Origin of the sequence: Streptomyces liliiviolaceus, from assembly GCF_018070025.1 — a bacterium.
GTDB classification, from domain to species: domain Bacteria; phylum Actinomycetota; class Actinomycetes; order Streptomycetales; family Streptomycetaceae; genus Streptomyces; species Streptomyces liliiviolaceus.
On the sequence record NZ_JAGPYQ010000002.1, the window covers coordinates 64,175 to 76,502 of the forward strand.

Below are 12,328 nucleotides of genomic sequence, written 5' to 3' on the forward strand. Positions count from 1 at the left end.
TGCTCCGCTCCACGTCTGCAAAGTCTGCAACATTGCTCGACATCAAGATATCTCGTGATGGCGCGGGACCGGACAGGAGGCTGCACAAGTCCGCCGCGGTCCGGCCGAGAGGCGGCTTCGGCCCGGTCGGGGGTGGTCAGCCCGCGCCATCGATGCCCGGCATGGTGGATGCACGCACTTCATCGGGCAGAACTATGTTGTCCCACCACATGTGCGCCTGACCTGCGTCTTCCTACGGTGTGCCGATACGTCCCCGTCCCCACCGAACACCCGGAAGTGGTGCACATGGCATCCGCAGCGACCGCTCCCCCACCACCAGCCTCGACACCACCCGGCAGCCTCAAGCGCATCGTCGCCGCGAGCCTGATCGGCACCACCATCGAGTGGTACGACTTCTTCCTCTACGGATCCGCCGCCGCGCTCGTCTTCAACAAGCTCTTCTTCCCGGGCTCCGACCCGCTCGTCGGGACCCTGCTGTCGTTCCTGACGTACGCGGTGGGGTTCGCCGCCAGGCCGCTCGGGGCACTGGTCTTCGGGCACTACGGCGACCGGCTCGGCCGTAAGAAGCTCCTGGTCCTGAGTTTGCTGCTGATGGGCGGGGCGACCTTCGCGATCGGGCTGCTGCCCACGCACGCGACCATCGGCACGGCGGCCCCGGTGCTGCTGACCGTGCTGCGCCTGGTGCAGGGCTTCGCGCTGGGCGGGGAGTGGGGCGGCGCCGTACTGCTGGTGTCGGAGCACGGGGACGCGCGGCGACGCGGTTTCTGGGCCTCGTGGCCGCAGACCGGCGCGCCCGCCGGACAACTGCTGGCGACGGGGGTGCTGTCGCTGCTGACGGCCCTGCTCTCGGACGCCGCGTTCACCGCCTGGGGCTGGCGCATACCCTTCCTGCTGTCGGGCGTGCTCGTCATGGTCGGTCTGTGGATACGTCTGTCCGTCGACGAATCGCCCGTCTTCAAGGCCGCTCTGGCCCAGGCCGAGGCCCGCAGGTCAGTCGAGGACGGGGGCGCCGAGAAGCTGCCACTGGTCTCCGTGCTGCGCCACCACTGGCGGGACGTCCTCATCGCGATGGGCGCGCGCATGGCGGAGAACATCAGCTACTACGTGATCACCGCGTTCATCCTCGTGTACGCCACTACGTCCACCGGGCTGTCCAAGCAGACCGCGCTCAACGCGGTGCTCATCGCCTCCGCGGTGCACTTCGCGGCGATCCCGGCGTGGGGCGCCCTGTCCGACCGGGTCGGCCGCCGTCCGGTGTATCTGCTGGGCGCGGCCGGTATCGGGCTGTGGATGTTCCCGTTCTTCGCGCTCATCGACACGGGGAGCTTCGGGGACCTGATCCTCGCTGTGACCGTGGGGCTGGTCCTGCACGGAGCCATGTACGCGCCGCAGGCCGCGTTCTTCTCGGAGATGTTCGCGACCCGCATGCGGTACTCCGGGGCTTCGATCGGCGCGCAGTTCTCGTCGGTCGCCGCGGGCGCGCCCGCACCGCTCATCGCCACCGCGCTGCTGGCGGACTACGACAGCTCGACCCCGATCGCCCTGTACGTGATCGGGGCGGCCGTGCTGACCCTGATCGCCGTGGGTGTGGCGAAGGAGACCCGCCACCGGGACCTCGCGGACGTCGACGGGGAGGCGGAGAGGGAAGCGGCGGAGGCGGCGGAGGGCGTGAAGGATTCCCGGCCCGCGGACGCCCGTACCGTCTGAGCAGCGGCTGAGCACCTGTTGAGCAGCGGCCGCACCGACCCGGCATCGTCCGAGCCGTTGTGCGACGACCGACCCCCGCGCGCCCGTGTGTGCGGGGGTCAGTGCCGTCCGGGAGGCGTCGCGGACGACAACCGGTGCAGTCGCAGGGCGAGCTGGATCTCCAGCGCGCGGGCCGGGCTCTGCCACTCGGGTCCGAGCAGCCGGCCGACCCGCTCCAGGCGCTGCGCGACCGTGTTGACGTGGACGTGCAGTTCGTCCTTGGTACGCGCCGGGCTCATCCCGCAGGCGAAGTACGCGTCGAGGGTGCGCAGGAGATCCGTGCCGCGCTTCTCGTCGTAACCGACGACCTGGCCGATGGTGCGCTCGACGAAGCCGGGGATGTCCCTGCTGCCGGCCAGCAGCAGCCCCAGAAACCCGAAGTCCTCGGCGGCGGCGCCGTCCCCCGGGCGGCCGAGGAGCCGCAGCGCGTCGAGGCACCGCTGCCCCTCGGCGTAGGCCTCGGCCACGGTCTCCGGGCGCACGGCGAGATCCCGGACGGGCGCGGAGGCCCCGACGGTGACCGCCTCGTGCACGGCCGTGCCCAGATCTCTCGCCGTGCGGCGGGCCAGCTCCGTCGCGGTCTCGCCGGGGCCGAGGGGCAGCAGCAGGACGGTGCCTCCGTCGCGGGCCGCGGCGAGTCCGTGCCGGGTGGCGGCGAGGTGGGACGCCGCGGACCCCAGTCTGCGCCGGGCGGCCGCCTCCTGGTCGGCGTCCGCCACCGGGCTGTCCAGGCGGGCGGCGAGCACCACGTGGACGGAGTCGAGGTCGGCGTCGAAGCGGGCCGCGCGCTCGCGCAGCAGCCGGGGATCGCGGTCGCGGGCGTCGAGCAGATCGTCCAGCAGCTCGCCGCGGACGCGCTGTTCGGCCTCGGCGGCCGAACGCCGGGCCAGCAGCAGGAGCGAGGTGACCATGGCGGCGCGCTCCAGGGTGCGCTGGTCGACGGGGTCGAGGCCCGGCTGGCCGTCCAGCACGAGTGCGCCGAGCAGTTCTCCGCCGGCGGCGACGGCGGCGATCCAGTCGTCCCCGTGGCGGACGGCGTGGCCCTCGGCCCGTGACATCTCGACCGCGTCGCCGGGTGCCGTTCCCGCGTCGGCGAAGCGCACGGTGCCGTCGAGGACCTGGGAGACCGCGGCGGACACGTCGTGGACCCCGCCACCCCGCAGGACGAGCTCGGCGAGCCGGTCGTGGACGTCCGAGGCCCGCTCGATGACCCCGCTGCGGTCCCCGATGATCTCGTTGGCCCGCTCCAGGTCCGCCAGTGTCTGACGGGTCTCGGTGAGCAGGTTCGCGGCGTCGATGGCGGCCGCCGCCAGGGCCGCGAACGAGCCGAGCAGCGCGATCTCCTGCCGCTCGAAGACCCGCGCCCGGCGGTCGGCGGCGAAGAGCACACCGATGACGTGCGGGCCGAGCGTGAGGGGCACGCCGAGGATCGCCACCAGCCCCTCGTCCCGGACCCCCGCGTCGATCGTCAGCGTGTGCCGGAAGCGGTCGTCCCGGAAATAGTCGTCGGTGACGTAGGGCCGGGCCGTCTGGGCGACGAGCCCGCCCAGCCCCTCCCCCATGCCCAGGCGCAGCTGCTGGAAGCGCGCCGCGACCGAGCCCTCGGTGACCCGCATGTACGTGTCGCCCCGCGCCGGGTCGTTCAGGCTGAGGTACGCGACGTCCGTGCTCAGCAGCGAGCGGGCGCGCTGCACGATCGCCTGGAGCACGGCGTCGAGGTCGCGCAGTCCCGCCAGGTCGTGGGCCGTCTCGAAGAGCGCGGACAGCTCGGCCTCGCGTCTGCGGCGCCCCTCCATCTCGGAGCGCACACGCAGGGCGAGATCCTTGGCGCCCTCAAGAGCGGCGATCCGGTCGGCGGCCATGCCGTCCGCACGGGCGAGCAGCACCGGCTGCTCGTACGCGTCGGCGGACGCGCCCCTGGCCAGCAGTTTCAGGAACGGCGTCTCCGCGCTCGCCTCGGAGCGCCCGGCCGACCTCGATTGATCACGGAACATGTCCACCAGGATTACCCGTCGCACCGACAGCCTGACCAGCCCTGTGGATAACTCGCGCTCAGTGCGCGGTCCAGCCGCCGTCGAGCACCAGCGAGGTGCCGGTGACGAAGGACGCGGCCGGGCCGCACAGGTACGCCACGGCCTCGGCGACCTCCTCGGGCTCGATGAGGCGTTTGACGGCGCTGTCCTTCAGCAGGATCTCCGTCAGCACCCGTTCCCGCGGTATTCCGTGGGCGGCCGCCTGGTCGGTGAGCTGTTTCTCGACCAGGGGTGTGCGCACATAGGCGGGGTTCACACAGTTCGAGGTGACTCCATGGGGTGCGCCTTCGAGTGCCGCCGTCTTGGAGAGGCCCTCCAGGCCGTGTTTTGCCGCCACATAGGCCGACTTGAAGGCGGAGGCGCGGAGCCCATGGACGGAGGACACATTGACGATGCGGCCCCACCCCTGCCCGTACATGTGTGGCAGCGCCCCACGGATGAGGCGGAACGGTGCCTCCAGCATCACGGTCAGCACGGTGTGGAAGGTGTCGGGCGGGAAGTCCTCGATGGGGCGCACCAGTTGCAGTCCGGCGTTGTTGACGAGGATGTCGGTGCCCGCCGCGGCGGATTCCGCCGCGTCCAGGTCGGTGAGGTCGAGGAGGTGCGGCTCGACGGTTCCCGCGAGGCCGCGGGCCCGTTCGGCGAGTGTCTCCAGTCCCCCCGCCTGCCGGTCGACCGCCCGCACCTTCGCACCGGCCGCGGCGAGCCGCAGCGCGCACGCGCGGCCGATACCGCCCGCGGCGCCGGTGACGAGGGCGGTACGGCCGCCGAGGTCGAAGGAGGGGGCCTGGGGGCCTGCGAGGACGCTGCGGGCGGTCATGCTCCGACCCTAGGGAGCCCCTCCAGCTCGACCCATGTGGTCACAACCCACACTTCGCCGTCAGGTCGTGGGGTCGAACCACGTGGGCTCGTCGGACAGCGCTTGCTTGATCCGGATCAGCCCGTGCTCGTTCAGCTCCGGCAGCGCGTCCACGGCGAACCAGGCGACCTCCAGCGACTCGTCGTCGTTGACACGGGCCTCGCCGCCGACGGCCCGGCACCGGATGGTGATGTCCATGAACTGGCAGATGTCGCCGTTGGGGTACGTGATGGGCTTCAGGGCCTGGACGAGCACGACGCGCTCGGCGACGCACCGTACGCCCGTCTCCTCGTAGACCTCACGGACGGCACAGGCGGCGGGCTGCTCCCCCGGGTCCGACATTCCGGCGATGACGGCCCACTTGCCGGTGTCGACCCGGCGCCCGAGCAGGACCCTGTCCTCGTCGTCGAAGACGACGGCGGTGACTCCGGGAAGCCACAGCAGCTGCTGTCCGGCGGTGGCCCGGATCGTACGGATGAAGTCAGGAGTAGCCATGGACCGACCCTAACGGGCCGGTCGGGTCACCCTGCCGCGTTCCGGCGTCCGCGTACGGCCGAGGTCACCGCCCAGCCGAGTCCGCCCGCCGCGATCAGGACCAGCACCATCTCGGGCGCGATGCCGAGGCGGGTGGCGGGGGTCTCGGAGGACCGCAGCGGGACCTTCTGGACGAGGGAGTCGGCCACGAACATGCCGGTGCGCTGGGTGATCTCCCCGTCCGGCATGATCATGGCGCTGACACCGCTGGTCACCGGGACGGTGACGGTCCGGCTGTGCTCGACGGCCCGGATGCGGGACATGGCGAGCTGCTGGTAGGTCATCTCGCTGCGGTCGAACGTGGCGTTGTTGCTCGGTACGGAGATGATCTGGGCGCCGTGGGTGACGGTGTCGCGCACGGCCCAGTCGAAGGCGGCCTCGTAACAGGTCGCGAGGCCGACCTCGGTACCCGCCATGGTGAACACGCCCGGCTCGTCGCCCCGGCTGAAGTCCTGGCGGACCATGGAGGTCCAGTTCTCGTTGATGGCACCGAGGAGCGAGCGCATCGGGAGGTACTCGCCGAACGGCTGGACCTGCCGCTTGTCGTAGGTGGCGCCGGGGCCCTTCACCGGGTCCCACAGGATCTGCTCGTTGTAGAGCTTGCCGTCCTTCTCCACGACACCGCCGACCGAGATGGGCGCGCCGATGGCCCGGGCCGCCTTGTCGATCACTGCGTAGGCGTCGGGGTTGCGGAACGGGTCGATGTCCGAGGAGTTCTCCGGCCACAGCACGAAGTCGGGCTGGGCCGCCTTGCCCGCCTTGACCCGCGCGGCCAGCCGCTCGGTCTCCCGTGCGTGGTGGTCGAGGACGGCACGGCGCTGGGAGTTGAAGTCGAGTCCCGCGCGCGGGACGTTGCCCTGGATGACGGCGACGGTCGCGGTGCCGTCCTCGGCACTGTCGCTGACCAGGGTGCGTGCGGCGAGGGCGCCCGCCACGGGGAGGACGAGAGCGAGCAGGGCCACCGCGGCGGCTCCCCGGCGTACGACACGGGTGCGCCGCACTTCGAGGCCCAGGCGGACGGTCTCGTACAGGCCGAAGCCGCACAGGACGACCGCGAAACCGAGCACGGGGGTGCCGCCCACCGCCGCGAGCGGCAGGAAGACCCCGTCGGCCTGGCCGAAGGCGATCTTGCCCCAGGGGAAGCCGCCGAACGGCACACGCGCGCGTGCCGCCTCGCCTGCGATCCACAGGGCGGCGGCCCACAGCGGCCGGCCGGGCAGCTTCGACACGGCCGCGATACCGGCGCCGACGAGCGCGACGTACACCGCCTCGATGGCGACGAGCGCCAGCCACGGTCCGGGGCCGACCTCGACGCCGGTCCACACGAGCAACGGCAGCAGGAAGCCGAGGCCGAAGAGGTAGCCGAGGCCGAGGGCCGCCTTCCAGGTGCGGCCGTGCAGGCACCAGGCGAAGATCGCGAAGGCCGGCAGGGCCAGCCACCACAGGGTGCGCGGCGGGAAACTGACGTACAGCAGCACCCCGGAGAGTGCCGCGGCGGCGGCCGGAAGCAGCCGTCGTGCCAGGCGAACCGTGCGCGAAACGGGCCGGTCCTGCGGTTCGAGCTGTTCCGGCTCGTCTACGGGGGTCGCTGTGGCGGTCACCCGGGGAGTCTACGGCGCCTGACCACGGCACCGACAGCGCGGCCCCCGGCTCCCGACCAGGCTCCGGCCGGGTACCGGCGAGGCACTGACCGGGTGTTCACCCCTCACTTGCCGCATCGTTTCTGCGCAACTCGTCCACAAACCGGCGCATCACCCGTTACGGTGTGCCGGAGCCTTCGACGTACGGGCCGTTTCCGGCCGGGCGGTCGGGGCCCGTCACAGGTCGGGGGGCGTCGGGGTGGGGTCCACGGGGATGACTTCGGCGACCGGTCCGGCGTCGGCGCACGACAGACGCAGCGCTTCGGACGCGACGGGTGTCGCGGTGCTCGGAGCGTGCGCCGCCTGGTCCCTGATCACCGCCGCGGTGCACGGCGGGCGGCCCGAGGGGGTCCTGCTCGCGGTGCTCGCCGTGGCCGCCGGCTACGCGGTGGGGCGGATCTGCGGCGAACTGCTGCCGGTCGCCGTGCCCACCGCGGGCGCGTTCGCCGGGCTCGGGCTCGCCGTGGCCGCGCCGCACATCAATCCGGGCAGCCAGGCGACCTCACCGCTCGGGCAGACCGGCGCGACCGCCGCGCTGCTCACCCTCTCCGCGGGCGCCGCGTGCTGTGCGGCCTGGGCGGCGCGCCCGCCGGGACTGCGGCTCGCCCTGCGGCTGCTGGCCGCAGGCATCGCGGTCACCGCGGCCGTCCTGGGATCGACGTCCGGCTTCGTCGCCTGCCTGGGAGTGCTGCTCTGCTCGCTCGCCGCCGACCGTATGCGCCGCCGCGCGGTGGGGCTCGGCGGTCTCGCGCTCGCCGTGGCCCTGGTGACCGGCGCGACCTGGGCCGCGGCCGAGGACGTACTGCCGGACGGTCTGACCTCGGCCCTGGAGGGACAGCTCACCCAGCACCGGGTACTGCTGTGGCACGACGCGCTCGACATGGCGGCCCGGGAACCGGGGCTGGGCATCGGCCCCGGACGCTTCGCGGAGCTGAGCCCGACCGTCACACAGACGCTGCCGCCCGACGGCAAACCCCACTCGGCGCCGTTCCAGCAGGCAGCCGAGCAGGGGGTCCTGGGCATGGTCCTGCTCGCCGCGGTGTTCGGCTGGGTCCTGTACGCCCTGTGGAGGTCACCGCGCCCCACTCCGGTCGTCCTCACCGCGGGCGCCGCCCTGGCGGCGCTGGCCGCGATCGCCGCGGTCGGCAACGCCCTGAGCTTCACGACGGTCACGGCGGGTGCGGGCCTGCTCGCGGGCCTGGCCACAGCGCGTCCCGCGCCGACCGTCCCCACGGAGTAGCGGACGCACCCGCCCGGGAGAGCCCTTCCGGAGGGGACGGTCCGTACGGCGTCAGCGGTGTGACGGCGTCAGTGGGTCCGGCCCATGGCGGCGATCCTCAGCCGGTCGCGGATCACCCGCACGGCCGCCTCCGCGTTGTCCACCGTGATGGTGAACGTGTGCCCGTCGCCCAGGAGGAGCACCAGCCCCTCACCGCGTCGGACGACCACGGCGGTTCCCTGGTCGGGCCGCCAGCGGTAACCCCAGCCGCCCCACTGCCGCGGGGTGACCCGGGGCGCGAAGTCGGCTCCGGTGATGTTCGACAGCGGGATGCGGCGGCGCGGGACACCCATGTGGCCGCAGCGCACTTCGAGGCACTCCTTGTCGACCTTCACGGCCACGTGCACGAACGCCAGCGTCCCGAAGAGGACGAGGAGCCCCGCCGCGATGCAGCCGACCACCGACATGGCGAGGGCGGCGATGCCCGACGTCCAGGTCGAGTCGACGGCCAGCTGGATGCCCAGGGCCAGGCAGGCGGCGCCGATGCTCGCGAGCAGCCACTGCATGCGGTTGGACGCGCGGCCGTGCCAGACCTCGGTATGCGGGGCGTCGGCAGCGCCCTGTTCGCCGTGGGGGTGGTCCGTCATGCCAATGAGCGTACTCACGTTCCGCAGCGGGGGCACCTGATCGCGGACGGTGACCGTCGCGCGTGGAGGCGAAGCCTCCGCCGGGCGGGCGCCGCCGCGCGCCCGGGTCAGCGGGCGGGACTGACCGCCTGGAGCAGCCGGCCCTCGTCGTACGTCAGCGCGGTGGCGGGCAGGACGCCCTCCCGGCCGCCGAGGAGCACCGTGAGCGTGCCCTGGTCGGGTGCCTGCGGGGCCGCCGCCTCACCGGTGCGGCGCAGCGCCTGGGCGGCCACTGCGCCGGCCGAGCCGTGCAGGACGAGCGGTGCCGTGCCGGGCCGCTGCACGGCCGCGCGGATGCGCTCGGCGACCAGTTCGTAATGGGTGCAGCCCAGGACGACGGTCGTCACATCGGCGGGGGTACGCGCCGCGGCCGCCGCGATCGCGGCGTCGATGGCCGGCTGGTCGGCGTGCTCGACAGCGTCCGCGAGGCCGGGGCAGGGCACCTCGGTGACGCTCGCCCCGTCGGCGAACTCGCGGATGAGACCTCGCTGGTAGGGGCTGCCGGTGGTGGCGGGCGTGGCCCAGATCGCGAAGGATCCGCCGCCCGCGGCGGCCGGCTTGATCGCGGGGACCGTGCCGATGACGGGAATCCCCGGCTCCAGGCGGGCCCGCAGGGCGGGCAGGGCGTGCACGGACGCGGTGTTGCAGGCGACGATCAGGGCGTCGGGCCGGTGCGCGGCGGCGGCCTCCGCGACGGCGAGGGCGCGCGCGGTCACGTCCTCGGGCGTACGGGGCCCCCACGGCATGCTGCCGGGGTCCGAGGAGAGAACGAGCTCCGCGTCGGGGCGCAGTCGACGTACCGCGGCGGCCGCCGCAAGCAGTCCGATTCCGGAGTCCATGAGCGCGATCTTCACCCGGTCACCATAGTCGATCCGGCTCAACGGGCCGCGGCGGTGGGGCAGACTGCGGCGGGTGAGCGCCCTTGTGTGGACCGCTGTCGGATCGCTGGCCGCCTGGCTGTGGCTGCTGCTCGGCCAGGGCTTCTTCTGGCGTACGGACCTGCGGCTGCCGCCGCGCGGGGAGCCGGAGAGCTGGCCGTCCGTGTGTGTCGTCGTACCGGCGCGCGACGAGGCCGCCGTCCTGTCCGAGAGTCTGCCCTCGCTGCTGGCGCAGGAGTATCCGGGGCGGGCGGAGGTCTTCCTCGTCGACGACGGCAGTTCGGACGGCACCGGGGAGCTGGCCCGTGAGCTGGGCCGACGGCACGGCGGGCTGCCGCTGACCGTCGGCTCGCCCGGGGAGCCGCCCGCGGGCTGGACCGGCAAGCTCTGGGCGGTGCGGCACGGCATCGGCCTGGCACGCGCGCGTGAACCCGAATACCTGCTGCTCACGGACGCGGACATCGCCCATGCGCCGGACAGTCTGCGGGAGTTGGTGGCCTCGGCCGTGACCGGGGACTTCGATCTCGTCTCCCAGATGGCCCGGCTGCGCGTGGAGAGCGTCTGGGAGCGGCTCGTGGTGCCCGCCTTCGTGTACTTCTTCGCGCAGCTGTATCCGTTCCGGTGGATCGCCGGGAAGGGCTCGCGGACCGCCGCCGCGGCGGGCGGCTGTGTCCTGCTGCGTGCCTCCGCCGCCGAGCGGGCCCGGATCCCGGACGCCATCGGGCAGGCCGTCATCGACGACGTGGCGCTGGCGAGGGCCGTGAAGGGCTCCGGAGGGCACATCTGGCTCGGGCTCGCCGAGCGCGTGGACAGCGTGCGTCCCTATCCGCGGCTGCACGATCTGTGGCGGATGGTCTCGCGCAGCGCGTACGCCCAGCTGCGGCACAACCCGCTGCTGCTCGCCGGCACCGTGGCAGGTCTCGCCGTGGTGTATCTGGTGCCACCGGTGGCACTCGTCGTGGGTCTCGTGACGGGCGCCCACCCGGCGGCGGCGGCCGGCGGACTGGCGTGGCTGCTGATGACGGCGACGTATCTGCCGATGCTGCGCTACTACGGGCAGCCGCTCGCGCTCGGCCCGCTGCTGCCGTTCACGGCCCTGATGTACCTCTTCATGACGGTGGATTCCGCGGTGCAGCACTACAGGGGACGCGGCGCGGCCTGGAAGGGCCGCACCTACGCCCGTCCCGACGCGGCGCCCGGCCCCTGAGCGGGCGCGGCGCGTCGGCTCACTTCCTGCCCGGGGTCCAGTTCATGCCCCAGCCGTAGGCGTAGTCGACGGTGCGCTGCGGGCTCACGCCCCGGTCGGGGACGAGGAAGCGCGCCTCGCGCTGGACCACGAGGTCGCTGCCGGTGTTCGTGATGAGGGCGAGCGCGCACACCGTCGAGGGGACCGTGCACTCGCCGAGCGAGAAGTCGACGGGTGCGCCGTGCAGCGGCTGGAGGGTCACCGAGGCGTCCAGGTCGGCGAAGGAACGCGCCCCTTCGTAGATGGTCACGAAGATGAGGATGCGGCGGAAGTCCCGGATGTGGTCGAGGTTGACGCTGATGTTCTCGCCGCTCGACGACGCGCCGGTCCGGTCGTCGCCGTCGAGGTGGATGAACGGGGGCTGGTGCAGCGCTCCGAACGCGTTGCCCAGGGCCTGGACGACGCCCTTGCTTCCGTCGGAGAGTTCGTAGAGGGCGCACAGGTCGAGGTCGAGGTCCGCGTGCATGGCGATCGCCCGGCCCAGTTTGGCCTGCCAGCCCGAGAACTGCTTGCGCACCGTCCAGTTGAGGTTCACGCGCATCACACCCGAGGTGCCGCCCTGCTTGGTCAGCGAGACGGACGGGGCGTCCTTGGTGAGCGTGACCTTGGTCAGGCGTACGGGCGCCGCGGGCGGGGCGGGCGGTGCCGGAGGGGCGGGCAGCGGCGGTGTCATCGGGCGGGGGGCCGTGACGGGCGGGGCGACGGGGGCCGGCGGCGGGGCGGCCGTGACCGGCGGGGCCACGGGGGCGGGCGGCGCCGGCTGCTGCGGCTCGTCGACGGTGATCCCGAAGTCCGTGGCCAGTCCCATGAGTCCGCTGTCGTAACCCTGTCCGACGGCACGGAACTTCCAGGCGCCCTGTCTGCGGTAGAACTCGCCGAGCACGAACGCGGTCTCGACGCTCGCGCCCTCGCTGTCGAAGCGCGCGACCTCCGTGCCCGCCTGTGCGTCGAGGACCCGGATGTACAGCCCGGGGACCTGCCCGAACGTGCCGCCGTCCGAGGAGGCGGCGAGGACCACCGTCTCGATTCCGGGCTCCACGCGCGCGAGGTCGACGAACAGGGTGTCGTTCACCTGGCCGCCGGCGTTGCGCTTGCCCTCGTGGCGCACCGCGCCGGAGGAGTGCGCCGGCTGGTTGTAGAACACGAAGTCCCGGTCGGAGCGGACCTTCCCGGACGCCAGCAGCAGCGCCGAGGCGTCCGCGTCGGGCACTCCGGGACCTGTCCGCCAGCCCAGCTCGACGCGGAGTCCCGTCGTCGGCACCGGAACGTTCGATCCTTTAGGCATTGACATGTCCGCCCCCATCGGGTGTCTCCGCGACGACCGCGACTCGGTTCGTTCGCCCGTTCTGCGCCAACCTAATCCCCCGAGCCCCGAACGCCCATGACCGGACCCGCAAGATCGGCGGCCGACCCGTCGGTAACCCCTCCGGAACTCGGCCTTTACACGATCCTGGCAGTCTCCGCTGCCCTTTTTCGCCAAGTTCGCT

Annotated in this window: 10 protein-coding genes; 3 read left to right on the forward strand and 7 right to left on the reverse strand. The window is 72.8% G+C overall.

Annotated features, from left to right (window positions below; genetic code table 11):
- Positions 1 to 285 precede the first annotated feature (285 nt).
- Positions 286 to 1,707: an MFS transporter gene (locus tag J8N05_RS36065; protein WP_210890665.1), complete on the forward strand. Its 1,422-nt coding sequence runs from the start codon at positions 286 to 288 to the stop codon at positions 1,705 to 1,707.
- A gap of 98 nt (positions 1,708 to 1,805) precedes the next feature.
- On the opposite strand, the gene J8N05_RS36070 is transcribed toward J8N05_RS36065, so the two are convergent.
- Genes J8N05_RS36070 through lnt form a run of 4 tightly spaced genes read right to left on the reverse strand, consistent with a single transcriptional unit; the run spans position 1,806 to position 6,773 of the window.
- Positions 1,806 to 3,740: a helix-turn-helix domain-containing protein gene (locus tag J8N05_RS36070; RefSeq protein WP_210890667.1), complete on the reverse strand. Its 1,935-nt coding sequence runs from the start codon at positions 3,738 to 3,740 to the stop codon at positions 1,806 to 1,808.
- Between the two features lie 58 nt (positions 3,741 to 3,798).
- Complete coding sequence (locus J8N05_RS36075; RefSeq protein ID WP_210890669.1) at positions 3,799 to 4,599, reverse strand: 3-hydroxybutyrate dehydrogenase; 801 nt, start codon at positions 4,597 to 4,599, stop codon at positions 3,799 to 3,801.
- A gap of 60 nt (positions 4,600 to 4,659) precedes the next feature.
- A complete protein-coding gene (locus tag J8N05_RS36080) occupies positions 4,660 to 5,133 on the reverse strand; it encodes an NUDIX hydrolase (protein WP_210890671.1) in 474 nt (157 codons plus the stop codon).
- 26 nt (positions 5,134 to 5,159) lie between these two features.
- On the reverse strand, positions 5,160 to 6,773 hold the full coding sequence (lnt, locus tag J8N05_RS36085) for an apolipoprotein N-acyltransferase (protein ID WP_210890673.1): 1,614 nt from the start codon (positions 6,771 to 6,773) through the stop codon (positions 5,160 to 5,162).
- A 253-nt stretch (positions 6,774 to 7,026) separates the two neighbouring features.
- On the opposite strand from lnt, the gene J8N05_RS36090 reads away from it, so the two are divergent.
- Positions 7,027 to 8,052, forward strand: coding sequence for an O-antigen ligase family protein (locus J8N05_RS36090; RefSeq protein WP_210890675.1), 1,026 nt, complete (start codon positions 7,027 to 7,029; stop codon positions 8,050 to 8,052).
- Positions 8,053 to 8,120: 68 nt separating this feature from the next.
- Here the strand turns inward: J8N05_RS36090 and J8N05_RS36095 are convergent, their stop codons facing one another.
- Positions 8,121 to 8,678 carry a hypothetical protein gene (locus J8N05_RS36095; protein ID WP_210890677.1) on the reverse strand — a complete coding sequence of 186 codons (558 nt, stop codon included), beginning with the start codon at positions 8,676 to 8,678 and terminating at the stop codon, positions 8,121 to 8,123.
- Between the two features lie 107 nt (positions 8,679 to 8,785).
- Positions 8,786 to 9,571 carry a glutamate racemase gene (locus J8N05_RS36100; RefSeq protein WP_210890679.1) on the reverse strand — a complete coding sequence of 262 codons (786 nt, stop codon included), beginning with the start codon at positions 9,569 to 9,571 and terminating at the stop codon, positions 8,786 to 8,788.
- Between the two features lie 58 nt (positions 9,572 to 9,629).
- On the opposite strand from J8N05_RS36100, the gene J8N05_RS36105 reads away from it, so the two are divergent.
- Positions 9,630 to 10,802, forward strand: a complete 1,173-nt coding sequence (locus J8N05_RS36105) for a glycosyltransferase (protein WP_210890681.1) — start codon at positions 9,630 to 9,632, stop codon at positions 10,800 to 10,802.
- Between the two features lie 19 nt (positions 10,803 to 10,821).
- On the opposite strand, the gene J8N05_RS36110 is transcribed toward J8N05_RS36105, so the two are convergent.
- The gene (locus J8N05_RS36110; protein WP_210890682.1) at positions 10,822 to 12,132 is read right to left on the reverse strand and encodes a TerD family protein; all 1,311 of its coding nucleotides are present in this window, start codon (positions 12,130 to 12,132) and stop codon (positions 10,822 to 10,824) included.
- Positions 12,133 to 12,328: the final 196 nt, after the last annotated feature.